The 25,406-nt window shown below is 52.4% G+C and carries 18 protein-coding genes and 1 tRNA gene; 6 read left to right on the forward strand and 13 right to left on the reverse strand.

The features are described from left to right. Window positions 1-106: 106 nt before the first annotated feature. Complete coding sequence (locus IDM49_RS06825) at window positions 107-1,957, reverse strand: BCCT family transporter (protein WP_190723974.1); 1,851 nt, start codon at window positions 1,955-1,957, stop codon at window positions 107-109. Window positions 1,958-2,094: 137 nt separating this feature from the next. Beyond that, on the reverse strand, window positions 2,095-2,760 hold the full coding sequence (coaE, locus tag IDM49_RS06830) for a dephospho-CoA kinase (protein WP_228008031.1): 666 nt from the start codon (window positions 2,758-2,760) through the stop codon (window positions 2,095-2,097). A gap of 42 nt (window positions 2,761-2,802) precedes the next feature. Between coaE and IDM49_RS06835 the strand changes: the two genes are divergently transcribed. Then, on the forward strand, window positions 2,803-3,486 hold the full coding sequence (locus tag IDM49_RS06835) for an IMPACT family protein (protein WP_168614022.1): 684 nt from the start codon (window positions 2,803-2,805) through the stop codon (window positions 3,484-3,486). A gap of 135 nt (window positions 3,487-3,621) precedes the next feature. On the opposite strand, the gene rpsA is transcribed toward IDM49_RS06835, so the two are convergent. From rpsA to polA, 3 genes are all read right to left on the reverse strand, one after another. Continuing rightward, the gene (rpsA, locus tag IDM49_RS06840; RefSeq protein ID WP_190723976.1) at window positions 3,622-5,091 is read right to left on the reverse strand and encodes a 30S ribosomal protein S1; all 1,470 of its coding nucleotides are present in this window, start codon (window positions 5,089-5,091) and stop codon (window positions 3,622-3,624) included. Between the two features lie 267 nt (window positions 5,092-5,358). Continuing rightward, window positions 5,359-5,997, reverse strand: a complete 639-nt coding sequence (locus tag IDM49_RS06845) for a GNAT family N-acetyltransferase (RefSeq protein ID WP_190723977.1) — start codon at window positions 5,995-5,997, stop codon at window positions 5,359-5,361. An 86-nt stretch (window positions 5,998-6,083) separates the two neighbouring features. After that, the gene (gene polA / locus IDM49_RS06850; RefSeq protein WP_190723978.1) at window positions 6,084-8,915 is read right to left on the reverse strand and encodes a DNA polymerase I; all 2,832 of its coding nucleotides are present in this window, start codon (window positions 8,913-8,915) and stop codon (window positions 6,084-6,086) included. 145 nt (window positions 8,916-9,060) lie between these two features. Between polA and IDM49_RS06855 the strand changes: the two genes are divergently transcribed. The 3 genes from IDM49_RS06855 to IDM49_RS06865 all read left to right on the forward strand — a co-directional run bounded on the left by IDM49_RS06855 (window position 9,061) and on the right by IDM49_RS06865 (window position 11,145). Next, window positions 9,061-9,486 (forward strand): PaaI family thioesterase, encoded by a 426-nt coding sequence (locus IDM49_RS06855; RefSeq protein ID WP_190723979.1) that lies wholly within the window; start codon window positions 9,061-9,063, stop codon window positions 9,484-9,486. A gap of 119 nt (window positions 9,487-9,605) precedes the next feature. Further along, the gene (locus IDM49_RS06860; RefSeq protein WP_190723980.1) at window positions 9,606-10,874 is read left to right on the forward strand and encodes a dicarboxylate/amino acid:cation symporter; all 1,269 of its coding nucleotides are present in this window, start codon (window positions 9,606-9,608) and stop codon (window positions 10,872-10,874) included. A gap of 118 nt (window positions 10,875-10,992) precedes the next feature. Beyond that, entirely contained in the window at window positions 10,993-11,145 is a 153-nt protein-coding gene (locus tag IDM49_RS06865; RefSeq protein ID WP_190723981.1) for a hypothetical protein, read from the forward strand. A gap of 107 nt (window positions 11,146-11,252) precedes the next feature. On the opposite strand, the gene IDM49_RS06870 is transcribed toward IDM49_RS06865, so the two are convergent. After that, entirely contained in the window at window positions 11,253-11,864 is a 612-nt protein-coding gene (locus IDM49_RS06870) for an ANTAR domain-containing response regulator (protein WP_168614029.1), read from the reverse strand. Window positions 11,865-12,060: 196 nt separating this feature from the next. Between IDM49_RS06870 and IDM49_RS06875 the strand changes: the two genes are divergently transcribed. Further along, window positions 12,061-12,142 (forward strand) — tRNA-Leu (locus IDM49_RS06875). 146 nt (window positions 12,143-12,288) lie between these two features. Here IDM49_RS06875 and IDM49_RS06880 read toward each other — a convergent pair. Next, window positions 12,289-13,290 carry an acyl-CoA thioesterase gene (locus IDM49_RS06880; protein WP_190723982.1) on the reverse strand — a complete coding sequence of 334 codons (1,002 nt, stop codon included), beginning with the start codon at window positions 13,288-13,290 and terminating at the stop codon, window positions 12,289-12,291. Window positions 13,291-13,466: 176 nt separating this feature from the next. Beyond that, the gene (gene pyk / locus IDM49_RS06885) at window positions 13,467-14,936 is read right to left on the reverse strand and encodes a pyruvate kinase (RefSeq protein WP_190723983.1); all 1,470 of its coding nucleotides are present in this window, start codon (window positions 14,934-14,936) and stop codon (window positions 13,467-13,469) included. A gap of 330 nt (window positions 14,937-15,266) precedes the next feature. Between pyk and IDM49_RS06890 the strand changes: the two genes are divergently transcribed. Beyond that, entirely contained in the window at window positions 15,267-15,836 is a 570-nt protein-coding gene (locus IDM49_RS06890; RefSeq protein WP_168614031.1) for a flavodoxin domain-containing protein, read from the forward strand. A 95-nt stretch (window positions 15,837-15,931) separates the two neighbouring features. Here the strand turns inward: IDM49_RS06890 and IDM49_RS06895 are convergent, their stop codons facing one another. The 5 genes from IDM49_RS06895 to IDM49_RS06915 form a co-directional block, all read right to left on the reverse strand. Continuing rightward, window positions 15,932-17,395, reverse strand: a complete 1,464-nt coding sequence (locus IDM49_RS06895; protein ID WP_168614032.1) for a glutamate synthase subunit beta — start codon at window positions 17,393-17,395, stop codon at window positions 15,932-15,934. Continuing rightward, window positions 17,388-22,046, reverse strand: a complete 4,659-nt coding sequence (gene gltB / locus IDM49_RS06900; protein WP_190723984.1) for a glutamate synthase large subunit — start codon at window positions 22,044-22,046, stop codon at window positions 17,388-17,390. The genes IDM49_RS06895 and gltB overlap by 8 nt, the downstream gene beginning before the upstream one ends. 486 nt (window positions 22,047-22,532) lie before the next feature. Then, complete coding sequence (locus tag IDM49_RS06905) at window positions 22,533-23,153, reverse strand: DsbA family protein (RefSeq protein WP_168614034.1); 621 nt, start codon at window positions 23,151-23,153, stop codon at window positions 22,533-22,535. A gap of 98 nt (window positions 23,154-23,251) precedes the next feature. Further along, the gene (gene clpX, locus IDM49_RS06910) at window positions 23,252-24,532 is read right to left on the reverse strand and encodes an ATP-dependent Clp protease ATP-binding subunit ClpX (RefSeq protein ID WP_168614035.1); all 1,281 of its coding nucleotides are present in this window, start codon (window positions 24,530-24,532) and stop codon (window positions 23,252-23,254) included. A 186-nt stretch (window positions 24,533-24,718) separates the two neighbouring features. After that, entirely contained in the window at window positions 24,719-25,396 is a 678-nt protein-coding gene (locus IDM49_RS06915; RefSeq protein ID WP_168614036.1) for an ATP-dependent Clp protease proteolytic subunit, read from the reverse strand. Window positions 25,397-25,406: the final 10 nt, after the last annotated feature.

Consider the following 25,406-nt stretch of genomic DNA (forward strand, 5'->3'; position numbering starts at 1 on the left):
AACCTAGCAGACTGAACCACGTATGCTGAGAGCGTTCAAGACTGAACTTTAAAAGAACTATGCCCCGCCCAAAATCTTGGGCGGGGTATAGTTCAGCTATAAAGCTCTATCCTTTAATCGATTTTCCGGTATTGGGATCAATTTTTTCTGACGGAGCTGCGTGAGCACCTGACAACTCATGAGTTGCGAACTTTTCACCGGGAGCACCGGCGATAGACTTCTCTTTCGCATCATCAGCAATTTCTTCAGCAGTGACGGTGCGAATCTGACCGGTATTAGGTACCAGGCCTTCAAACTCAGGCTCGGTACCAACCTCATATTCAGGACGCATCACAACGTCATCCACCGATGAGAAGTCCTCGCGAGCGCGACGACGGTACTCCTCGATGGGCAGCACCTGCTTCCACTGACGGGTACGCATCGGAGGTAGCTCACCGGCATCCTCACGGAGCGCGCGCACAATCATCCACATTTGCAAATAGCCCAGTGCAAAGACAGGAAGACCAATCACAATAATGACGTTCTGCAAAGCCTTAAGACCGTTGTCTCCTGAAGCCAGCAGGATGATGGTACACACCAGACCGATTGCAATCGCCCAGAAAACACGCTGACGCTTAGGAGCTTCGTCTTCGTGACCATTAGCCATCGCATCCATCACCAAAGCGGCAGAGTCGATAGAGGTAACGAAGAAAAGAGTAATAACAATCAGAGCTACCGCTGCTACCAGCTGGTACGCCGGGAAGTGAGCGAGAAACTCAAAGAGAGCAGCAGGAATGTCGCCCTCATCAACCACAGTCTCAATCAGATGGCCGCCTTCTTGCTCCTGAATATGGAACGCAGACAGACCAAAGACGCCGATCCACACCATGGTGAACGCAGAAGGACCTGAAATAGCTGCAACGATAAACTGGCGAATAGTGCGGCCCTGTGAAATCTTGGCCACGAACAATCCAACAAAGGGTGCCCAGGTTACGGTCCACGCCCAGTAGAAGACGGTCCAGGTACCAATCCAACCGGTGTCGTTCAACGCATCGTTGAAGAACATCATGGCAGGAAGCTTCTGGAAGAAATAACCAGCAGATTCAATGGTGCCGGTAATGATGTAGCGCGAAGCACCTGTCATCAAGATGAAAAGCATGAGAGCGATTGCCATCAGAATATTGACGTAAGAAATCATCTTGACGCCCTTATCCATGCCGGCAACCACCGAGGTGACGCCCGCGGCAGTAATCACAGCGATAATGCCTGCCTGAACCCAACCGCCGATAGGCACACCGTACATGATGTTGATACCGGAGTTAATCTGTAGCGCACCTAAGCCGACGGAGACCGCGATACCAAAAACAGTTGAAATAATCGCGATGGAGTCAATTGCTTTGCCGATAGGTCCGTGGATGCCTTCGCCCAGCAGTGGCTGGAACACTGACGAAACTCGCGGAGGCAACTTGCGCTTGTAGGTGAAATACCCGAATGCAAGACCGGGAACAATAAGAATAATCCAGACGCCCAACCCAATATGCCAGTTAGCGATTGAGAGAGCTTCCATCATTGCCTGATGAGACTGGGGTTCCACACCCTCGTACGGCGGGTTAGCGTAGTGAGTGATGGGTTCGGCTGCGCCCCAGAACAACAGCACAGCACCAACGCCAGCGGCAAACATCATGCCAAACCAGGCTAGACCGGAGTATTCGGGCTCGGCATCATCATCACCAATTTTGATGCGGCCAAAGCGGCTAGCCGCCATGTACAGCAAGAAAATTGCAAAGATAGCTACGCCCAGTACATAAAACCAGCCGAGATATTTAATAATGAAGTCGGACATGACGCCAAAGGCATTTCCTACAGGTGTGGGAAAAATCGCCATGGCAACCGTAAACAGAATGACAGAACCAGCCGAAATAAAGAAAATTGACGGGCTGGTTCTGAGACCTAATTTATCGTGTATCTTGTAGAGCACGTTCAGACCTGGTGGTTAATTGTTTACTCAGCAACGGCACCTAACCACCGCCGTTGCGGATCCACCCAAAAAGGGCGACGTGCCATAATAAGCAAACTTTAGCTTCTATATCCACCCTTTAGCCCTGCTCTAACGCATTAGACCTGTGGTTTTGCACTCTTTGAAGCTAGCTTTTGTATATCTGCCCAGATTTTTTCAATCTGCTCTTCTGTTTCACTGCGGCTACCGGAGTTATCGACTACCCAGGTGGCAATAGCGCGGCGTTCTGCATCTGTGGCCTGCGCGCGGATGCGAGCTTGAGCGTCGGTTTCTTGCATACCTCGTTGATGCACCAAACGATGCAGTCGGACCTCTTCAGCAGTTTCAACAACGATAACGCCGTCAAAGGTTGAGGCTTGCCCGGTTTCGGTCAAAAGCGGAATGTCTTCAACAATAATTCCCGAAAAATTGTGGTCTGCGGCTGCGCGCTCTGCGATTTCTTGAGAACGAGCCCTCACCGCAGGATGCACGATAGCATTGAGTTGCTGACGGGCAGCAGCATCATTGAAAACAATAGAAGCCAATGCTGCACGATTAAGCTCACCATCTTCGGTGAGCAGTTGAGGTCCAAAAGTTGAGATAACGTCTGCCAGAGTTTGCTCCCCCGGCTTCATGAGGTCGCGGGAAATCGCATCAGCGTCGATAAGAAGGGCGCCGCGATCTTTAAGAAGTTGTGCCACGAAAGACTTTCCAGAGCCTATTCCTCCCGTTAGTCCCAAACGAACCATAGCTTTTCCTTTCAATAACTGCCCCGTGATTTCCATTCCATCATTGCATACGCGATTCAAACACTAGAATAGATATCGATGACTGAAGAAACGCGCGCTCATAAATACACTGTACTTTCCCACTACAGCCCTGTTGAATCTCTACTTGAGATTAAAAGAAGTGAGTTCATTGGGCACGTCAAACGCGTTGAATCTGAGGCTGAAGCTCGAGAATTTATTGAGTCTTTGCGCAAGACATATCACGATGCCCGCCACGTTTGCTCCGCATTTGTCATCGGTGCCGACCGCGACATTCAACGCTCATCTGACGATGGAGAACCTGCTGGTACCGCGGGCATTCCCATGTTACAAGCTCTTCTTGCTAGACGAGTAGAAACCGCCAACGGTGGTGAGTCAACTGATTTATCTGATATTTGCGCTGTCGTCGTTCGATACTTTGGCGGCATTAAGTTAGGTGCCGGCGGCCTCGTCAGGGCGTACACGGATGCTGTTGTTCAGGTGCTGGATGAGGCTGAACTTGTCCCCCGCCGCCGCCTTCGTCTGGGCGAGATCGCGGTGAGTCACGCAGATGCTGGACGCTTTGAAAATGACCTGCGCGCACAGGGGTTTACGGTGCTGAACACCGACTATTTGCCGGATCAAGCTGTGGTGCGTATCGGCGTCATAGATGAGGACGATGCTAAACAGTACACCACAGAACAGGTGGCAGCTTTAACCGCTGGATCAGCATCCATTCAGTGGACAACCACTCAGTGGGTCTAAGTTTCTCAACTAAAATTTCGGTCGGTGACTAGCACCCGGGCAAAACTTGCAGCATCCACCTACCGAAAAAGCCCCGCTCTCGTAAATGAGAGCGGGGCTTTTTAGCTAAAAGCCAGAGCTACTAACCGTTATGGATTAGTTGCCGGTCAGCTTCTTGCGCAGTTCAGCAAGTGCCTCGTCTGATGCGAGGGTACCTGACTCAGCAGCGTTATCGTCTGATGAGTATGAGGTGGGTGCTGCTTCTGCAGGAGCTGATAATGCTGCAGGTGCTGAAGCTGCTGCTTCTGCGTCTGCTTCGATTGCCTTTGCAACCTGTACCTTGTGAGCTTCCCAGCGTGCCTGAGCGTCTGCGTACTGCTGCTCCCAAGTTGCGCGCTGTGCTTCGTAGCCTTCAAGCCATTCGTTGGTCTCGGGGTCGAAGCCCTCGGGGTACTTGTAGTTACCTTCTTCGTCGTACTCTGCTGCCATGCCGTACAGAGCGGGATCGAATTCGGTTGACTCGGGGTCAACGCCTTCGTTTGCCTGCTTGAGTGACAGTGAGATGCGGCGGCGGTCAAGATCGATGTCGATAACCTTCACGAAGAGCTCGTCGCCTACTGAGACAACCTGCTCTGCGAGATCCACGTGGCGAACTGCGAGTTCTGAGATGTGGACGAGACCTTCGATGCCGTCTTCTACGCGTACGAACGCACCAAAGGGAACCAGCTTGGTAACCTTACCGGGTACAACCTGACCCAGTGCGTGGGTGCGTGCAAATGCCTGCCAAGGATCTTCCTGAGTTGCCTTGAGTGACAGTGATACGCGCTCACGGCCCAGGTCAACTTCGAGAACCTCTACGGTTACTTCCTGGCCAACTTCAACAACCTCTGAGGGGTGGTCGATGTGCTTCCAGGACAGTTCTGATACGTGTACCAGACCGTCTACGCCGCCAAGGTCCACGAATGCACCGAAGTTGACGATTGAGGATACAACGCCTGAGCGAACCTGGCCCTTTTCGAGCTGGTTGAGGAAGGTTGAGCGAACCTCTGACTGGGTCTGCTCAAGCCATGCGCGGCGTGAAAGAACAACGTTGTTGCGGTTCTTGTCGAGCTCGATGATCTTAGCTTCGATTTCCTGGCCGATGTAGGGTGCGAGATCGCGTACACGGCGCATTTCAACGAGTGATGCGGGGAGGAAGCCGCGAAGACCGATGTCGAGGATGAGGCCGCCCTTGACAACCTCGATGACGGTACCGGTAACAACACCGTCGTTTTCCTTGATTTGCTCGATGTCGCCCCATGCGCGCTCGTACTGTGCGCGCTTCTTGGAGAGAATCAGGCGACCTTCTTTGTCTTCCTTGGTCAAGACAAGAGCCTCAACTTCGTCACCAACGGAAACAACTTCGTCGGGGTCGACGTCGTGCTTGATGGAGAGTTCACGTGAGGGAATAACGCCTTCGGTCTTGTAACCGATGTCGAGCAGAACCTCGTCGTGGTCTACCTTGACAACTTCACCTGAGACGAGGTCGCCGTCGTTGAAGTACTTGATGGTTGCGTCGACTGCTGCGAGGAACTCTTCTTCAGTTCCGATGTCGTTGATTGCAACCTGAGGAGTGTTGGTGCTCATTGAGTAAAGGGCTCCAATATGGATAGTTAATGGTTAGTCGATACAGCCGGTTCGTTCCCCCGTATTTTCTGGCGCACGCTTGTGAAGCGTTTGCAGTCCATAACGGGTTTGTTCGCCGAGTGGTTCACTCTGTACCGAGATTTATTCGGACAATGTGCGGGCAAAATACACGCACCTCTTAATACTAGGGGCGAGCTTTGCATCAGGTCAACGGTCTGTACGGGTGTTTTTGCCGTGTTGTAGCGCGGATGCGTGATTTGTGGCTCTTTAACCTGCACTCGGGTGTTTCTCATCACTTAAATTGGAGTGAGGAGCAGTCGCAAACATCGTCTGCCAGGATCCCAAAGGCTCAGCGGGTAGGAACACGTTTTCAGTTGACGAGCCATAGCTGGTAAGCCCGCGGGCTTCGTAGTTGGCAAGAGCGTAAGGTCCATCCAGCGTGCAGGTATGAACCCACACGCGTCCTATGCTTGGCAGAGGGTGACGTTCAGCCAATGTCCACGCATTAACAATCATCTGCTGCAAAAAGATCTTTCCCAGCCCCTTGCCCTGAGCAAATTCCATGAGCCCAAAGTAAAGAATTTCGGTTTCAGCTGAAATTCGGCCGCTGCTTGACTCAATATGCGCGGCAAGCTGGCAGTAACCGGCGGGAGTCCCATCTACAGTGAGTAGCCATATTTCGCTCCCCACTTCATCAAGTTCCTCTTGCCATTTCTCGCGGTCCCACCCTAGACGTTCATACCAATACCAAGACCCGCCTACTGTCGCATAGAGCCATCGGGCAAGTTCGGGTGATGCGTGAGCAGCGCGTTCAATCTTTACCCCTGCTGGCAGTGAAGAAGGAACTTGAGCTTCATCTCGCTCCAGCATCTGCAGATAGGTAATAGTGACTTCGGTTGCCTGCATTCTCTCACAATCCTTCGCTCTCAAGACAACTAAGACGAAAGCGCCGCCTCATGGTGTAATCCGTGAGGCGACGCTTGCAGCAAAGATTAGTGGCCAGCTGCGTGCCACGAATTACCGGTACCGGCCTGAACATCCATGGGCACGAGAAGCTCAACTGCGCCACTCATCTCCTGCTCAAGAATTTCGCGAGCGCGTTCCTCTTCGCTGGGAGCTACTTCGAGAATCAGTTCGTCATGAATCTGAAGAAGTATGCGGGTTTTGAGTTTTTCGCTTTCCAGCCGTTCATGAACATTGATCATTGCAATTTTCATGATGTCTGCTGCGGTGCCCTGAATAGGTGCGTTGAGTGCGGCACGTTCGGCAGCCTCGCGGCGCTGACGGTTTGAGCTTCCCAAATCTGCAAGGACGCGTCGGCGTCCAAACATGGTTTCGGTATAGCCGGCCTTGTTGGCGTCTTTGACGGTATTGCGTAAGAATCGCCCGACTTTACCGAAGCGCTGGAAGTAGTTGACGGTCAGCTTAGATGCTTCTTCAACGCTGACGCCAAGTTGCTTGGAAAGACCAAATTTAGTCAGACCGTACGCAAGACCGTACGACATTGCTTTGACCTTGGCACGCATCTCGCTCGTGACGTCTTCTGGCTCAACGCCGAAGACCTGCGAACCCACAAATCGGTGAAGATCTTCACCGTCGCGGTAGGCCTGAATCAGTTTTTCATCCTGCGACAGGTGCACCATGATGCGCATTTCAATCTGCGAGTAATCAGCAGTCAGTAGCGAAACATACTCGGTGCCGTCCACAGGTTTGGGATCGACCACGAAGGCCGCGCGAATTTTTCGGCCTTCTTCGGTACGAATCGGAATGTTCTGCAGGTTGGGTTCAATAGACGAAAGGCGACCAGTTGACGTTGCGTTTTGCTGGAAGGTGGTGTGCACGCGTCCGTCTGCTGCTGTAGCCTTGCCCAGGCCTTCAACGGTTTGTTTGAGCTTGGTGTAATCGCGGTAAGTGCCCAGCGCCTGCAAGAATTGTGCGCCGTCAGAATCAGGGTTGATTCGGGTAAGCAAATCAGCCATTGATTCAGCGTCTGTTGAGTAGCCGCTCTTGAGCTTACGGGTGGTTGGCAACTCCAGTTCTTCAAAGAGAACGGCCTGCAACTGCTTGGGTGATCCCAAATTAACTTCGTGACCAATGATGGAGTAGGCAGTTTCGGTTGCCTGTTTGATATGCGAATCGTAGTGAGACTTCAGGTCAGCCAGCGCATCGGCATCCAGTGCAATACCGGCCAGTTCCATCTGCGCAAGGACGCGCGCTACGGGTAGCTCCATCGTTTCCAGGAGGGCTAGCTGCTCTTGATTCTCAAGCTCTTGGTGAAGAACGTAAGAGAGCTCTTGAATATAACGTGTCACAAGTGCGGTGTATTCAAGGTTAATGACCGGTTCTGTAGCGAATAGGTCACCTTGCACTGCTGTCTCTGCAGAAGGTTCTGCGGGGAAAGCATCGCGCAAATACTGCTCGCTCAAATCTTCCATCATGGCGGTAAAGGTGCGACGGCGGGCAGTGGGAATATAGCCCAAGACGTACGAAGACAGCATCGGGTCTTCTAGAACCCCGGCAAGCTCAAATCCTCGCGCATGAAAGTTTTTGTACTGCTGCTTGACATCAAAGACGGTCTTGGCTGATGAGGGATCCGACAACCATTCCCCCACCACCTTTTCAGTGTCAGGCTGAATATCAACAAGGTCAATCCATGCTGCACCGCTACCGGCACCGAGCATCATACCCAGCAGCTGCTTCTCCCGCGCGTTACCGGCCTCTGGAGCGTCTGTATCAGCAACAGGGAAAACGGTAATGGCATCTTCTAATCGGGTGGGCACAGCGGTGGCACGCTCAACACTTTCAATAGCTGAGGATGCTACCTCCAACCACGCGGTGAATTCGGCAGCAGTTTCGATGCTCTGCGTTTGACCCATTGTCATATCAACTTGGGCAGCCGCCTCAGCCTCGCGATCAGCGAACGTTTCAGATACACGTTTACGAATAGTATTGAATTCAAGCTCGTCGAAGAGTGCGTTGAGTTCATCATGATTAGGACCGTAATCGTCCATATCGTCCAGAGTTATCGGCAACTCGAGGTCATCGACCAGGCGGTTAAGCTTGCGGTTACGCAATACGGCATCGACGTTTTCACGCAGAGCCTCGCCCTTTTTGCCCTTGATTTTGTCTTGGTTTTCAAGGACGCCCGCCAGATCGCCGTACTCGTTTAACCACTTAGCGGCAAAGCCGGGACCAACACCGGGAACGCCAGGCAAGTTATCAGCTTGCTCGCCAGTAAGTGCAGCTAAATCGGGATACAGGTGCGGCGGTACCTTATACTTCTCTTCAATCTCAGCCGGACCCATCCGTCTAATACCCTTGGACGGGCCAGAAGTTACGGGATACAGCAAAGTTACGCCATCCCCCACCAGCTGGAAGGAATCGCGGTCGCCAGAAATAATCAAAACTTCAAAACCGGCGTCCTTACCGCGGGCGGTCATCGTTGCAACAATATCGTCCGCCTCATACGACTCCACCGTTACCCACGGAATGTTAAGAGCGTGCAACAAACGCTTAATCAGATCAATTTGACCGGCAAATTCTGCGGGGGTTTCAGCGCGGCCGCCTTTGTATTCTTGATACTGTTCGGTGCGGAAGGTGGGACCGGACAAATCGAACGCCACCACGATATGAGTAGGTTTCTCCGCACGAATCTGCCCCAGCAAAGTATTCGTAAAACTGTAAACAGCGTTGGTGTATTGGCCGGATGCGGTTACAAAGTTCTCCGGTGGCACACCGTAAAACGAGCGGAACGCAAGTGAATGCCCGTCAATCAGAAGCAGGCGTCCAGCAGGATCTTGAGTCTTAGAGTCAGCAGTTGTCATCACTCCTCCATCCTACCGGGCATTGCTAGCACGGTCATCCTTCACGCATTAGGCGGTCACCGCTTCACTGCGCCGGGGTGTTACTGCCCCAGGAGCTTACTTAATCGTCTTAGAATAGGCTCAGATTTTTCGAGAGGACACAACAATGAACGCACTACCTAACTCCCCTGCATCTGACGCTACAAACTTCACCTACGGCGGGCTGATTGAAAAATTAGGTATCGAGTTTTCAGAAATTTCAGCTGAACGCGCAGTGGCAACGATGCCGGTGGTCGGCAATACTCAGCCCTATGGCTTACTGCACGGTGGGGCGTCAGCCGCTCTCGCAGAATCTCTGGGCTCTATGGCTGCTAATGCCTATGCACCGGAAGGTCAGGCGGCGGCCGGCGTTGATTTAAATATCACCCACCTGCGCCCCACCTTCAGCGGAATAGTTACCGGCATCTGCACAGCTGTCAGGTTGGGTAAAACGATGTGCGTGCACACCGTTGAAATTTTCGATGCCAACAAAAAAATGGTGGCAACTGCCCGCATTACGAACGCGATCGTGAACGTTCCAAGCCGGCCCTAGCCACCTTTTATGGTGCGTTTTTTCACATAATGACAGATGAGTGCTCCCTCAGCCCCGTATCACTACTAGGATTGATTCTTCACATATTCCATTTTTAAAAAACCAGTGAGGTAATCCCTGTGAAGAAAATCCCATTGCTAGTGTGGATTATCCTAGCAATCATCACCGGTGTCCTCTTGGGCTCTTTCACTCCCGGAGCCATTGAGACACTCAACAGCGTGACAGGATGGTCGCTCCCCACCGATCTCGTTGTTCAGCTTTTCGTCTCGTTCTCTACGATATTCAGCGCTTTCCTCAGCTTTGCGATTCCGCTGATTATTATTGGATTTATCGTCCCGGGCATTGGTTCTCTCGCAAAAGGCGCGGGAAAACTCTTGGGAACCACCGTCGGTCTTGCGTATTTCTCCAGCGTCTGCGCAGGCTTTTTGGCTCTGCTCACCGCGTTGCTGGTGTACCCAGTTATCCTCAAGGGACAGCGCTTGACAGCTTTTGAAAACCCCGAAGAATCCCTCTCCGCAGGCTACTTGGAGTTCACGTTAGACCCGATTATGCCTGTGATGAGCGCGCTCATTCTTTCCTTCATCCTCGGTTTAGGTCTGACTGCTCTGCCCACCAAAAACTTGCTGGGCATCTTTCAGGACTTTCAAATTATTGTTGAGAAGCTCCTCAAAACAGTAATCATTCCCCTTCTGCCCATTCATATCATCGGCATTTTCGCCAATATGACGCTGGCAGGAGAGGTCGCTATGATTCTCTCCGTTTTCGGCAAGGTCTTCATCATGGTGCTCCTGTTGCATTGGGCTACCCTGTTGATTCAGTACACCGTTTCGGGTGTGGCATCTGGCCGCAATCCTTTTACCATGCTCAAGACCATGCTTCCTGCCTACTTCACCGCATTGGGCACTCAGTCATCTGCCGCAACCATTCCGGTCACAGTACAGTCCGCTAAAAAGGCCGGTATTAAAAATCGCATCGTAGATTTTGCGGTCCCCTTGTGCGCAAACATTCACCTCTCGGGCTCCATGATCACCATTACTTCCTGTGCAGTCGCCGTTATCTTTATGACAAACGGTGATCTCTCCTTCGGCAAGATGGTGCCTGTCATCCTCCTGTTGGGCGTCATGATGGTGGCAGCTCCCGGCGTTCCCGGCGGTGGCGTGATGAGTGCTATTGGTCTACTTCAGTCCATGCTGGGATTCGATGAATCTATGGTTGCTCTGATGATTGCGCTGTACCTTGCTCAAGATTCTTTCGGCACCGCCACTAACGTCACCGGCGATGCGACGATTGCTGCACTCATCGAACGCGTTAGTAAAATTCTCAAAATTGATGTTGATGAGCCAGCTCCTCAACACAGAGACTCAGCATCTGCAGCCGTCTCTGCATAAGGCAAGGTAAGCGGCGTCCTGACTACACTAGAAGATAGTTAGGACGCTGGTTGTTGTAGTACTACGTGTAAAGGCAACTCGAAGCCCACCAGCGAAGTCACTAATAGAGAAAGACGTCATGAATAAAGTTTTGATAGGGCGCATTGCCCTGGTACTTACTATATTGTTCGCTGTTACCGCGCTTTCTCAGGGCGGCTGGTGGTGGGCGTGCGTGGCTGTAGCCACCGCTGTAACACTATGGGCGACAGCTAAACCCAAAGACAACGGGTAAGGCTCCCGTTCTCTGGCTGCTTTTACAGCTATAAGCCCAGCCCGGGCGACCTCGAAAAAATATCGCCCGCATCCTGAATCTTGGATGCGGGCGATAATTTTTAACTCTTATGAAACCTGAGCGACGATGGTCTCTGCGACCTCTCGCATGGACAGTCGACGGTCCATTGACGTTTTTTGAATCCACCGGAAAGCTTCAGGCTCTGTGAGTCCCATCTTGGTAATCAGTAGTGACTTTGCGCGGTCAACAACCTTGCGCGTCTCAAACTGTTCCTTAATCGAAGAAACTTCGCTCTGCAGGGCTTTAATCTGCTCGTAGCGGCTGATAGCTACCTCGATAGCCGGGATAAGATCATTCGGTGTAAACGGCTTCACCACGTACGCCATAGCGCCAGCTTCTGTCGCACGATCAACCAGCTCTTTCTGGCTGAAAGCAGTGAGCAAAACGACGGGAGCGAGTTGCTCCTTGGAAATCAGCTCAGCTGCTGAAATACCGTCCATCACCGGCATTTTAACGTCCATCAGCACAAGATCTGGGCGGTGTTCACGCGCCAGCTCAACTGCGCGTTCGCCGTTATCAGCTTCTGCAACGACAGTAAATCCCTGGTCTTTAAGGATTTCCACAATGTCCAGTCGAATCAGCGCTTCATCTTCTGCTACGACTACGGTGCGCTGTTGCGGCTCAGCTTCCAGGTTCTCTTGAGTTGTCTTCTCTGACATCACTCACACTCCTGACAAGTAAAAGTCTTATTTGGTTTTATACCAACACTATTTTATTTTGACACGCTAACCCGCTCATCAGGGGGAATTTCAGCTGTTTGTTCAGGGTAAGTTCAGACACCGTCTCAGGCTTTTTCGTCTCGATTTCACTTTTGAGAAAAACGTGTGTACAGTAGTGGGTGCACGTTGTGCAGGAGCCCAAGTGGCGGAATTGGCAGACGCGCTGCACTCAAAATGCAGTATGGAAACATGTGTGGGTTCGAGTCCCACCTTGGGCACAACTAACCCGGTCAGATTGAAGAATCTGACCGGGTTTTTCTTTATCCTCATCCCGGTGATGACGTGCTTTCTCCTCGCTCTCCGTTGAGAGTTATTGGCGAGAGAAGATACGCAATCCCGGTAGATGCATCGACTAGCAGTTCTACTAGCTGGTGAGCTTAATGGGTTGTTCAGGAATTTCAACCAGAGGATGCGGCACAAACTTTTCGCGGAGCTTACGCAAGGTCAAAGCGTGCTCTGAGAGTTTCTTGTCTTCTGCTGTCACCGAAACAAACTGGCGCGCGTTCAGCGGAACACCGTCCAGATCAACAGCGATGTAGGTGAAGGACGCGTGAATCGCCAGCGGCAACTTTTCTTGGGGTTTGCGGGGATCGCCCGCGCGTAAATGCACCATGACGCTCATCGAACGCGCATCCGTACGAACCAGACGGGCGTTTACCTCAACCAAATCGCCAATATGAATGGGCTGGTAAAAACGGATGCCTCCGACGTAAACAGCGACCGTTCGCTCGCCGGAGAACGACATAGTCACGTTGGTTGCCGCCTCGTCGATCCACTCCATAGCGGTGCCGCCGTGAACGTTACCGCCCCAATTGACATCGGTGGGTTTAGCGAGAAAACGGTGGGTGATTTCTGGAGCTGTGGAATCCCTGGTGTAGGTTTGTCGAAGCATCTCCGCTTCAATTTCTTTGCGAAGCTCAATACGAGAGAGTGCCGCCTGCTCCACGCGCTTTTCTTCAGCGGTCTCAGGTTCAAACGGGGTAACGGGCGTTGGCTTGTGATCCTCCCCCATCGCCACAAAAATAACCGGACAATCACACGCCAGCGTGAAGATGCCTTCGCGGGGGTCTGCTGAGTACACCTCGTTGACAATATGCATGGTGGAACGTCCGGTGTAAACGATGTGAGAACGCACCTCTACGATATGGCCGGACGGGATAGGACGCGTGAAATGGATGTGGCCAACGTAGGCAGTCACGCAGTAAGTTTTAGCCCAGCCAGCCGCACAAGCGTATGCGTCCTTGTCAATCCACTCCAGCACGCGTCCGCCGTGCACGCCCATGGCACCTGCCATCAGAACATCGGTGGGTGCAGCTAAAAATCTCAGGGTTACCGAGGGTTGCGGCTTAATAGTCTCTGTGCTCATGGCGCTCTTTCAGCTCAGGGTCTTTAGAGTGGTCCGCTTTCAAGTAGCATACCCTCACAGCGAGCCTTAAAATTTCACACAGCGTTTCAGAGTCCTTCAAAGACATATAAAAAGCCCGCCGCTTCCCCACGATGAGAGGGAAAGCGGCGGGCGATCTATCACGAGTTTCTCAAGTTTTACTCGTGGAAAGGACCAACCTTATCGCGCTGCTGGGGCAATACCGCACCAGCATCGTCAAGGTCACCCACACGGTGAACCTTAACCAAGTTGGTTGAGCCTGAGTGTCCGGGAGGTGATCCGGCAGTGATAACTACCAGATCGTTGACCTCAGCACGGTTGGTATCAAGCAGGTGACGATCCACAAACGCGGTGACTTCGTCGGTGTTCTTAGCGCGCGGTGCGTCAGCTGCCTGTACACCCCACAGTAGGCTCATGAATGCACGAACCTCGGGATTAGGCGAGTAAGCAACCACAGGCTTCGACGGACGCAGACGAGCCAAACGGCGAGCGGTATCGCCTGATTCGGTGAAAGCAACAATGTGATCAACGTTGAGCTGATCTGCAATGTTGACAGCTGCGCGGGTGATTGCACCACCACGGGTCTTAGGTGAGGTGCCCAGCTCAGGAACGCGCAAGAGACCGCCCTCTTCGGTGGAGCGGATGATGCGTGCCATGGTCTGAATGGTGATGATGGGGTACTTACCCACTGAGGTTTCACCGGAGAGCATGACAGCGTCTGCACCATCGAGAATTGCGTTTGCGCAGTCAGATGCTTCTGCACGGGTAGGAGTCGGGTTCTGAATCATGGTCTCAAGAACCTGGGTAGCCACGATGACAGGCTTAGCCCAGCGACGAGCCATCTCGATAGCGCGCTTCTGCACCAGCGGAACTTCTTCAAGCGGGAACTCAACACCGAGGTCGCCACGAGCAACCATGATGCCATCGAACTTATCAACGATATCCTGCAGGTTATCAACTGCCTGAGGCTTCTCTATCTTAGCGATAACGGGACGGCGAACGCCTTCTTCGTCCATAATCTCATGGACGCGGGTGATGTCGTCACCAGAGCGAACGAAGGAAAGAGCAATCAGGTCAACACCAAGACGCAGTGCGAAGCGAAGGTCGTTTTCATCCTTTTCCGAAAGCGCGGGAATTGAAACTGCAACACCGGGCAGGTTGAGGCCCTTATTGTTGGAGACAGGGCCACCAACAATAACCTTGGTGGTTACGGTGCGGTCGTCAACAGAAACAGCTTCAAGGCGAATCTTACCATCATCAACCAGCAAAGTATCGCCGGGCTTTACGTCGCCGGGAAGACCTTTAAAAGTGGTACCAACGATTTCTTTGGTGCCGGGAACATCGTCAATGGTGATCTTGAAAGTATCACCGGGCTCAAGAATTTCTGAGCCGTTTTCGAAGGTTGCAAGACGAATCTTAGGACCTTGAAGGTCAGCAAGGATTGCAACGTCCTTACCAAGCTTTTCGCTCTGCTCACGGATTGTCTTGTAAGAGTTCTCGTGAACCGAGTGGTCGCCGTGGCTCATGTTAAGGCGTGATACGTTCATGCCTGCTTCAAGAGCTTCTGCGATCTTCTCGGGTGCCGAGATTGCAGGACCAATGGTTACAACAATTTTTGCGCGTCTCATGTATTCAACCTTAGTAAGTTTGGATGTTCTACAACAGAGTCAAAGAGGTAATCAGGGGATTTTCCGCATTGGGGAAAACAGAAAAATCCCACAAAATCACATACAGTCAATAATGACCCAACATTGTTACTATCATTATATGAGGATTTGGGGAGGTAAAGCGAGAGCATTCGCAACTTTTTTACGCGTAATTCGCAAAAAATCCCACAAAACCAACATTTTTTACAACATTACAAGTAGCTTCCCTTGAGGTGCTATTTCTGCCTAAGCTACTTCACAACAATACAATTACGTTGTGACCTACCTTTTTACCGAAAAATGAGGAATCAAATGGCTAACTCATCGACACTTATCATCTACGGCTCAACTTACGGATATACCGAACGCTATACCGAGTGGACCAAAGAGCAGCTAGAAGCCGAAGGGTACTCAGTTGTAACCGCGCCCATCACCGAAGTAACCGATGAGCAAATCGAAGCAGCACAAACCGTTGTCATCGGCGCATCCTACTACGGCGGGCTCTTCCTCACCGGCGCACCCTCACTGCGCAAAAAGGCAGAACTTCTCAAGAACAAGAACCTGGTGTTCTTCACCGTCTCTTTCAACGGCACCGTAGCGAACAACGGCAAGATGCTTGACGGCAAGGTCCTCAAGAGCTTCACCGAAGACCTCGCATCCGGTAAGCCCACCTTCCACCTGCGCGGCGGCATCAACCACGATGTTCTCTCAGCAACCCACAAAACTGTTCTGCAGGGTGTGCGCATGGCAATGAAGATGAAGCCGAACAAGAACGAAGCTAATCAGCAGATTTTGGATAGCTACGCCACTCATTCAGCTGACTTTATGGACCGAGCAAACGTTGAGCCTATCGTCGCGGCGGTCAAAGCATACGACGCATAAGGCTATCCCACGCAAACCCACATTGTAAGAAATCCCCGGTGAATATGTTCATCACATATTCACCGGGGATTTCTTATCGGTAATAGGACGGTACCCTAGACAGCCAAATCAATCGAGTGATCGAACGGACCAACAGGCTCAGGCATCTGAGTTGAGCCGGTGAGGTAACGCTCCACCGCCGCCGCGCACGCGCGTCCCTCAGCAATAGCCCAAACCACCAGTGACTGACCGCGTCCAGCGTCACCCACCGAGAACACAGAGGGAACGTTTGTCATGTACTGCTCATCGCGAGCCACATTGGTGCGCGCATCCAGCTCCGCACCCAGCTGTTGCGTAATAGAGTCATCCTCTTGACCGGTAAAGCCCAAAGCAAGGAAGACAAGATCTGCAGGAATAACGTGCTCAGTACCGGCCTTAGGCACACGACGCCCATCCTCAAGGTACTCGGTTTCAGCTACCTTTAACCCGGTCAGCTTACCGTTCTCCCCCACAAATTCAACGGTTGACGCTAAGTACTTGCGCTCACCGCCCTCTTCGTGAGATGAAGACACCTCAAAAATCTTGGGGTACATGGGCCACGGCTCATGATCAGCTCGTTCAAGGCCGGGCTTAACACCAATAGCTAACGTGGTTACCGACTGAGCGCCCTGGCGCAATGCTGTACCGATGCAGTCAGAACCGGTATCGCCGCCACCAAGAACAATCACGTTCTTACCTTTGGCATCAATGGACGCAGCATACAGGTCACCGGCAACTACACGGTTAGACTCGCTCAAGTACGGCATCGCAAAATGGATGCCCTCCAGCTCACGCCCCGGAATATTCAGGTCGCGAGGCTTAGTAGAACCGGTAGCTACAACAACGGCGTCATAACGCTTCTTCAGGTTGTCCCAGCTAATGTCCTTACCAATTTCAACGCCGGTGCGGAAGCGGGTGCCTTCTTCTTCCATAACGCGAAGACGACGGTCCACTACGTCCTTCTCTAGCTTGAAGTCAGGAATACCGTAGCGAAGCAGACCACCAATACGGTCATCACGCTCAAAAACCGCCACAGTGAAACCATTTTGAGTCAACTGCTGAGCAGCCGCCAACCCAGCAGGGCCTGAGCCCACCACAGCAACCGTCTTATCAAGCATTCGAGCAGGCATAATCGGCTTCACAAGGTCATTCTCAAACGCTGCCTCGCCAATCGAGTACTCAATCTGCTTGATGGTCACTGCCGGCTGGTTAATACCCAGCACACAGGACGATTCACAGGGAGCCGGGCACACGCGTCCGGTAAATTCCGGAAAATTATTGGTTGCGTGCATACGCTCCACTGCCTGAGCCGTCTGACCACGCCAGGTCAAATCATTCCACTCGGGGATGAGATTTCCCAGCGGGCAGCCGACATGGCAGAACGGCACACCGCAGTCCATACAGCGCGATGCCTGATTCTTCAAAGTAGCGCTATCCTGCTCTACTTGAACTTCTTTCCAATCCAAAATACGCACCGGAACCGGACGCTTAGGACGGTCAACACGTTCAGTTACCTTCAAAAAACCGCGGGGATCAGCCACGTGCGGTCACCTCCAAAATCTGGTTCCAAACCTCAGATGAGTCAGGATCAGTGCCGTTCGCCTCTGCTTCGGCACGGATAAGCTGGACAGCTGCGAAATCTCGCGGCATCACCTTTGTCAGCCGCGCCGCAGTATTCTCGAAATCTTCCAATAGCTGGTGTGCGCGGGCAGAACCGGTCTCTTTAAGATGAAGCTCCAAAAGCTCTGAAACTTCGGCTCTATCGTCAGCATCAAGTGGCAAGAACGTCAGTTCGCCACTTTCGCGGGACTGCTTATTGACCTTATGCTCATCAAGATCAAGCACAAACGCGTAGCCACCGGACATACCGGCACCAAAGTTACGGCCGGTCTCACCCAAGATCAGCGCGCGTCCACCGGTCATGTATTCACACCCGTGATCGCCAATGCCTTCGACTACAGCAGTCGCACCCGAGTTACGTACCAAGAAACGCTCACCCACGATGCCGCGGAAGAACATCTCACCGCTCGTGGCACCGTAGCCAATAACGTTACCGGCAACCACGTTATCCTCAGCAACCAAGACTGAATCGTCAGTTGGACGTACTACTAGGCGTCCGCCTGACAAGCCCTTGCCCGCGTAGTCGTTAGCGTCCCCAGCAAGTCGCAAGGTCACGCCCTGAGGCAAGAAGGCACCCAGTGACTGGCCAGCTTGACCTGACAAGGAAACATCAATGGTGTCATGGTCCAAGAACTCAATACCAAAAGTCTTGGTAACGGTGTGACCCAACATCGTGCCCACTGCACGATCCGTGTTGACTACTGAAGCGGCAATAGACACCGGGTGGCGGTTCTCCAAGGCATCCTGAGCCTCAGCAATGAGCTGATTATCAAGGTGCTCTGAGAGCTCATGATCTTGCTCGCGCATATGACGAACATTCTTATCGGGGAAATCTACCACGGTTGAGCGCAAAATCCCCGAAAGATCCAGACCATCCGCCTTCCAGTGGTCAATAGCTTCTGTCGCATCCAGAACCTCGGCATGGCCAATAGCCTCATCCAGGGTACGGAAGCCCAGCTGCGCCAGATACTCGCGGACTTCCTCAGCAATAAATTCGAAGAAGTTAACCACGTGCTCAGCCTTGCCGGTAAAGCGCTCGCGCAACTTGGGGTTCTGGGTTGCAACACCCACCGGGCAGGTGTCCAAGTGGCACTTGCGCATCATGATGCAGCCCTCGACAACTAGCGGCGCGGTTGCAAAACCGTATTCTTCAGCACCGAGCAAAGCCGCAATGACGACGTCACGGCCGGTCTTCAGCTGACCATCCGCCTGCACAACCACGCGGTCGCGCAGACCGTTGATCATCAAAGTCTGCTGAGCTTCAGCCAAACCGAGCTCCCACGGCGCACCGGCGTGCTTAAGAGAGTTCAGCGGAGCAGCACCGGTGCCACCGTCGTGACCGGAGACAAGAACAACATCTGCCTTTGCCTTAGTTACACCTGCGGCAACGGTACCGATACCGATTTCAGAGACCAGCTTGACGTGGACGCGAGCGCTCGGGTTGGAGCGCTTGAGATCGTAAATCAGCTGAGCCAGATCCTCAATCGAGTAGATATCGTGATGCGGAGGCGGTGAAATCAGCGAGACGCCGGGAGTCGAGTGACGGGTGCGAGCAACCCAGGGGTATACCTTAGTTGCCATGAGCTGACCGCCTTCGCCGGGCTTAGCGCCCTGCGCCATCTTAATCTGAATGTCATCAGCGTTGGTGAGGTACAAAGACGTAACGCCAAATCGACCCGATGCTACCTGTTTGATAGCGCTTCGACGTTCAGGATCCAGCAAGCGGTCGATGTCTTCGCCGCCCTCACCGGTATTGGATTTTGCGCCCAGCTTGTTCATAGCGATAGCTAAGGTCTCGTGTGCTTCTTTGGAAATTGAGCCATAAGACATAGCACCGGTTGAAAAACGCTTGACGATTTCTGAGACCGGCTCAACCTCATCGATAGAAATGGGCTGGCGATCTTCGGTGAATTTGAGAAGACCGCGCAAGGTCATCAAGTCTTTCGACTGATCATCTACTAACTTGGTGTAGGACTTGAAGATGTCATAGCGACGGGTCTTCGTGGAATGCTGAAGACGGAAGATAGTGGCAGGGTTGAAGAGGTGGGGTGCACCATCTCGACGCCAGTCATATTCACCACCGGTTTCGAGTTCGCGGTGGGGTACGCCGATGCCGTCTTGCGGGTAAGCGCTGTCGTGGCGGGTGCGTACTTCCTCTGCGATGACGTCCAGTCCAACACCGTCCATCTGGGAGTGAGTACCGGTAAAGAACTCGTCGATGAGGGCACGGGAAAGTCCGAGCGCTTCGAAGGTCTGCGCGCCGCAGTAGGAGCGCACGGTTGAGATGCCCATCTTGGACATAATCTTCTGCAGACCCTTGCCCAGTGCCTTGATGAGGTTGTAGACAGCTTCCTGTTCGGTAACGCCGGTGATTTCACCTTCGCGAACCAGCTGTTCTACCGATTCCATCGCCAGGTAGGGGTTGATAGCGGATGCACCATAACCAATGAGCGTTGCAATATGGTGCACTTCGCGAACGTCGCCGGCTTCCACGATGAGCGAAGCCTTGGTTCGAGTCGCGCTTCGCAACAAGTGGTGGTGTACCGCGCTGGTCAGCAACAATGACGGGATCGGTGCCCACTGGGGATTAGAGTTACGGTCGGAGAGAATAATGTGGTGAACACCGCGATTGACTGCGGCAGATACCTTCTCGCAGATTTCGCGGATGCGCGCTCGCAGGGCTTCTTCTCCCCCGTTGGGGTCATACAAACCACGCACTTTGAGGGAGGTGTCCATGCCATCTTCGTCTTGCAAGTGCGCGATTTTATCGAGCTCATCGTTGTTGATGACGGGAAAGTCTAGAGCCACGAGAGATGTACGAACCTGCCCCTTACGCAAGAGGTTGCCCTCGGGGCCAATGGTGGTACGCAATGAGGTCACGAGTTCTTCGCGGATAGAGTCCAACGGCGGGTTAGTGACCTGAGCGAATGACTGAATGAAGTAGTCAAAGAGCAGACGGTGACGCTTAGCAAGTACAGCAATCGGGGTATCTGTGCCCATTGCGTAGATAGGCTCAGCACCGGTTTTCGCCATGGGACCGAGAATCTTGGTGAGTTCTTCGGTGGTGTAACCGAAGGTCTGCTGGCGCTTGCGAATTGAGACGCGTGAGGGACGAATGTGCTCACGTTCTGGCAGGTCAGACAGGTTGACGATAGTGTCTTCTGCCCATTTCTTCCAAGGGTTTGAGCGCGCGACGTCCTGCTTTACCTCTTCATCGGGCACAATGCGCTGGTTAGCGGTATCGACAAAGAACATCTTGCCGGGCGATACGCGGCCCTTTTCAACGATCTTTGACTCGGGCATATCTACCACGCCTACTTCAGACGCGAGAATCACCAGACCGTCGTCGGTTACCCAGTAGCGTCCGGGGCGTAGACCGTTGCGGTCAAGTACTGAACCCACGCTATCACCATCGGTGAAGGCAACAGCTGCGGGACCGTCCCAGGGCTCCATCAAGGTGGAGTTATAGCGGTAGAAATCTCGGCGCTCATCATCCATGGTTTCGTGATTTTCCCATGCCTCGGGAATCATCATCATCATGGTCTGAGCGGCAGAGCGACCAGAGAGCATTAGTAACTCTGCAACCTCATCGAAAGACTGCGAGTCGGATGCGCCGACGCTGCAAATCGGGAAGAGCTCCTCGGGATTGCGGCCAAGCACAGGTGACTTGAGCTGGGACTGACGTGCGCGCATCCAGTTGCGGTTGCCCTTGACCGTATTGATCTCACCGTTGTGCGCGATCGTGCGGAAGGGCTGAGCGAGCGGCCACGACGGGAAGGTGTTGGTTGAAAAGCGCGAGTGAACGATCGCGAGCTTGGTCTTGAAGCGTTCGTCCTGAAGGTCCGGGTAGAAGGGCTCTAGCTGCGCAGTCGTGAGCATGCCCTTGTAGACGATGGTGCGTGAGGACAGGGAAGGGAAGTAAACGCCCAGTTTATGCTGAGAACGCTTGCGAACGCGGAAAGCCTTCTGATCGAGCTGACGACGCTCCGCATCAACCGTTAGATCAATGACGGGAATGTGTCCGGTAAAGGGTTCACTCACGCGATCAGAGACCTCAGGCAATGCCTCGGCCAAGAAAACCTGTGAGAAATAGGGCATAACAGCTCGTGCCGAGGCACCAACAATATCGGGCTTAACCGGCACATCGCGCCAACCCAGTACACGCAAGCCTTCTGCCTGCGCGATTTCTTCGATAGAAGACTTCAGTTCATCAGCGTTCACGCCGTGGGTGGGTAGATAGGCGGTGCCCACCGCGTACTTACCCAAATCAGGCAAGTCAAAATCTACTTCAGCGCGAAAGAATTCATCGGGAATCTGCACCAAAATACCTGCGCCGTCACCGGTGCCCTCATCAGCGCCAACAGCACCGCGGTGCTCCAAACGACGCAAAGCAATCAGAGCATGATCCACGATGTCGTGACCGGCAGTTCCACGCAATGTGGCAATCATTGCAAGGCCACACGCATCTTTCTCCATGTCAGGGCTGTAGAGACCTTGAGAATCTGGAATATCAGCAAAGGTCTTAAAGGGGGACGGTGCGTGCTGTGCACCGAGCATGGTGTTGTCAGTCATGCGAAAGGCTCGTTTCTCTCGACAATTCAAAGAAGAGATTGATGCGAATATCAAACTCTCTAGATTTCTTGTGAGATCTCGTCTCATACGCGCTCCCTACCTAAAGCAGGTACGCATGGTCGCAAGACGGTGTCTTATCGAGCACTTAGCTTCCCAGCTAGGTGAGGTTGCGCTATTGCAACGTGTGGGGGCTTCGTTTCCAACTAACGGGGTGGTTAGCCGGTGCGAAATCCGTGGTGTGTGATGCCTTGGTTGCCTACCCACATGAAGTTACCGGGGCTGTTTTCCCGGCGAGTAGTACTATTTTGCACGAGCTACGTTACAGCGGGGTAAAAAATTACGCGCGTGTCTTATATTTTGGGAATTATGACGGCACTAAGTGAGACATCATTTTTCAGTGTTCGCTGCGTCAGCGGAACAGCTTAAAACACGAAGGGAGCCGTGAATTCTCTCATGAATTCACGGCTCCCCCGCCCACCGGCAGTCTTATTTTTCGGTGTTAAAAATCGGGCCAACGTTACGAGAACGCTTCAGCTCGAAGAAACCCGGGTAGGACGCCAAAGCTACAGCAGCATCGAAAACCTTACCTGCTTCTTCTCCCTGCGGCGCAGGCGAGAAAACAGGACCGAAGAAAGCAGTTCCATTGAACGCTACAACCGGTACGCCTACATCGTCGCCTACGAGCTTCTGTGCATCCTTGATGGATTCCTCCAGCTTGGCATCGTACTGATCATTCTCACCGTATTCAGCAAGTTCAGCAGGCAAATCAACGTTCTTCAACGCAATTGCAATCGCGTCTTTATGATCATTGCTCTTATTGTCATTGTGGTGAATCTCTTCACCAATAGCAGTGTAGAACTCCCCCAGCTTCTCAGGATGCTTGTCAGCAACAGCCATTGCTACGCGGGCAGGAGCCCATGACTCATCCATGTGCTTCTGGTAGCTTTTGGGAAGGTCACGGCCCTTGTTCAAAAGAGGGAGCGAGAAGGGGCGCCAGTTCACCTCGATATCACGGATTTTCTCAACATCGAGAATCCAGCGTGAAGTCATCCAGCACCAGGGGCAGATGGGATCAAACCAGAAATCTACAGTATTCTTTTCAGCCATTGCATCTCCTTTTGATAAGTGTGAAGCGGGTTCACACAATCACTGAAAACTATCTAAGGGAACGCTCTCCCCCACGCTTTTATTCCTGATTCATAAGGCTAAGCACTTTTCAGTTGCTTACGCTCGGTAATCAGGGTTGCTTCTTTCACTCCACGCACGGTGTCAGCATCTATAACAATCGCGGTTACGTCATCGCGGCTAGGGACATCAAACATCACGGGCTGCAACAGGTTTTCCATGATTGAGCGTAGTCCTCGCGCACCGGTATCACGCTCAATGGCAAGTCGAGCAATCTCAGAAATCGCGTCCTTCTCAAAAATTAGCTCAACATTGTCAATCGCAAACATGCGCTTGTACTGCTTAATCAAAGCATTCTTTGGCTCAACCAGTACCCGCTCAAGATCTAACTGGGTCAGTTTCTCCAGCGAAGTGACAACGGGTAAACGTCCGATAAATTCAGGAATGAGACCAAATTTCAGCAAGTCTTCAGGCAACAGTTGCGTGAGAATATCGGCGCTTTGAGATGCTTGCTCGATTGAGGCGCCAAAGCCGATGCCTTTGCGTCCTACCCGAGCACCGACGATTTCTTCAATACCGGCAAATGCACCTGCCGCAATGAACAAAATTTTAGAGGTGTCAATATGTAAAAACTCAGACTGAGGATGCTTGCGCCCGCCCTGCGGAGGAACAGCTGCAACTGTGCCCTCCAGAATTTTGAGCAAAGCCTGCTGAACGCCTTCACCAGAAACATCGCGAGTAATTGAAGGATTCTCTGCTTTACGGGAAATCTTGTCGATTTCATCTATATAAATGATGCCGTTTTCTGCTTTTTTCACATCACCATCAGCGGCTTGGATCAGCTTAAGCAGGATATTCTCAACGTCTTCACCGACGTAACCTGCTTCGGTGAGAGAGGTAGCATCGGCTACGGCAAAAGGTACGTTGAGTTTTTTCGCGAGGGTTTGAGCAAGATAGGTTTTGCCAGATCCCGTAGGACCAACCAGCAAAATGTTTGACTTGGCGAGCTCAACGTCCTCACCATCAGTGGCCATGAGCGTCGCGGCATCAACGATGGGATTAGTAGCTGCTTTGATGCGCTTATAGTGATTGTAGACAGCAACAGATAGTGCGCGTTTCGACGCTTCTTGGCCAATCACAAAGCTTTGCAGGTGATCAAAAATCTCGCGGGGCTTAGGTAGTTCATCAAGAACGGGTGCTGTATTTTCTTCCAGCTCCTCCAGCAAAATTTCGTTGCACAATTCAATGCACTCATCGCAAATATAGATATTTGGACCAGCGATGAGCTTTCTTACCTGTTTCTGATTTTTGCCACAGAAGTTGCACTTCAGCAGATCCGCGCTATCACCGATTCGCGCCATGGATTCCACCTTTCGTTCGCACGCTAAGCCTGTTAATAGGCTACCCGCATTAATAGTCAGACCCAATTCATTGAGCGGTCTAACCGATTTGTTGCATCTATTACGCAACCTTGTAAAACGTTGGCGCACAGCATGAAGGCGACGCATCTTCAAGGATGCGTCGCCCTCACGGTTCAGTATCGTAGCTTAGCTGTAGTCATCTGCCTTGTTAATGACAGGCTGCTTAGCCTTGCGTGATTCAAGAACCTGGTCAACCAGACCGTATTCAAGAGCCTGCTGAGCAGTCATAATCTTGTCACGCTCGATATCGTTATCGATCTCTTCTGCAGTCTTGCCTGAGTGCAGTGCAAGAGTCTGAGCGGTCCACTCACGCATACGCATTACCTCGTTAGCATGGATTTCGATATCCGATGCCTGACCACCCTGCTGACCACCGAGTGCCGGCTGGTGGATCAGGACGCGTGCATTCGGCAGCGCCAGACGCTTACCGGGGGTGCCTGCTGCGAGCAAAGTTGCAGCCGCAGATGCTGCCTGACCCAAGCAAACAGTCTGAATCTCGGGGCGAATGTACTGCATGGTGTCGTAAATTGCAGTCATCGCGGTGAATGAACCACCGGGTGAATTAATGTACAGGGTAATGTCGCGGTCGGGATCCTGAGATTCCAGAACCAACAACTGAGCCATAATGTCGTCAGCTGATGCGTCATCAACCTGAGTGCCCAAGAAGATAATGCGATCTTCAAACAGTTTTGCGTAGGGATCCTGACGCTTGTAACCGTAAGGAGTGCGCTCTTCAAAGCTAGGCAGCACATAGCGGTCAGTCGGCATATCCGCGGGAGCTGATGAGTAAGGATTAAAAATCATGAATAAAATC

Source organism: Rothia terrae, from assembly GCF_014705925.2.
Taxonomy (GTDB): domain Bacteria; phylum Actinomycetota; class Actinomycetes; order Actinomycetales; family Micrococcaceae; genus Rothia; species Rothia terrae.

Excerpts from the sequence above, each read along its gene's own strand:
- IDM49_RS06845 (WP_190723977.1), bottom strand. The coding sequence starts at position 5,997 with ATGCAGGCAACCGAAGTCACTATTACCTATCTGCAGATGCTGGAGCGA.
- pyk (WP_190723983.1), bottom strand. The coding sequence starts at position 14,936 with ATGAGACGCGCAAAAATTGTTGTAACCATTGGTCCTGCAATCTCGGCA.
- IDM49_RS06880 (WP_190723982.1), bottom strand. The coding sequence starts at position 13,290 with ATGAGCACAGAGACTATTAAGCCGCAACCCTCGGTAACCCTGAGATTT.
- IDM49_RS06855 (WP_190723979.1), top strand. The coding sequence starts at position 9,061 with ATGAACGCACTACCTAACTCCCCTGCATCTGACGCTACAAACTTCACC.
- coaE (WP_228008031.1), bottom strand. The coding sequence starts at position 2,760 with ATGGAAATCACGGGGCAGTTATTGAAAGGAAAAGCTATGGTTCGTTTG.
- IDM49_RS06835 (WP_168614022.1), top strand. The coding sequence starts at position 2,803 with ATGACTGAAGAAACGCGCGCTCATAAATACACTGTACTTTCCCACTAC.
- rpsA (WP_190723976.1), bottom strand. The coding sequence starts at position 5,091 with ATGAGCACCAACACTCCTCAGGTTGCAATCAACGACATCGGAACTGAA.
- gltB (WP_190723984.1), bottom strand. The coding sequence starts at position 22,046 with ATGACTGACAACACCATGCTCGGTGCACAGCACGCACCGTCCCCCTTT.
- IDM49_RS06865 (WP_190723981.1), top strand. The coding sequence starts at position 10,993 with ATGAATAAAGTTTTGATAGGGCGCATTGCCCTGGTACTTACTATATTG.
- clpX (WP_168614035.1), bottom strand. The coding sequence starts at position 24,532 with ATGGCGCGAATCGGTGATAGCGCGGATCTGCTGAAGTGCAACTTCTGT.
- polA (WP_190723978.1), bottom strand. The coding sequence starts at position 8,915 with ATGACAACTGCTGACTCTAAGACTCAAGATCCTGCTGGACGCCTGCTT.
- IDM49_RS06870 (WP_168614029.1), bottom strand. The coding sequence starts at position 11,864 with ATGTCAGAGAAGACAACTCAAGAGAACCTGGAAGCTGAGCCGCAACAG.
- IDM49_RS06915 (WP_168614036.1), bottom strand. The coding sequence starts at position 25,396 with ATGATTTTTAATCCTTACTCATCAGCTCCCGCGGATATGCCGACTGAC.
- IDM49_RS06905 (WP_168614034.1), bottom strand. The coding sequence starts at position 23,153 with ATGGCTGAAAAGAATACTGTAGATTTCTGGTTTGATCCCATCTGCCCC.
- IDM49_RS06890 (WP_168614031.1), top strand. The coding sequence starts at position 15,267 with ATGGCTAACTCATCGACACTTATCATCTACGGCTCAACTTACGGATAT.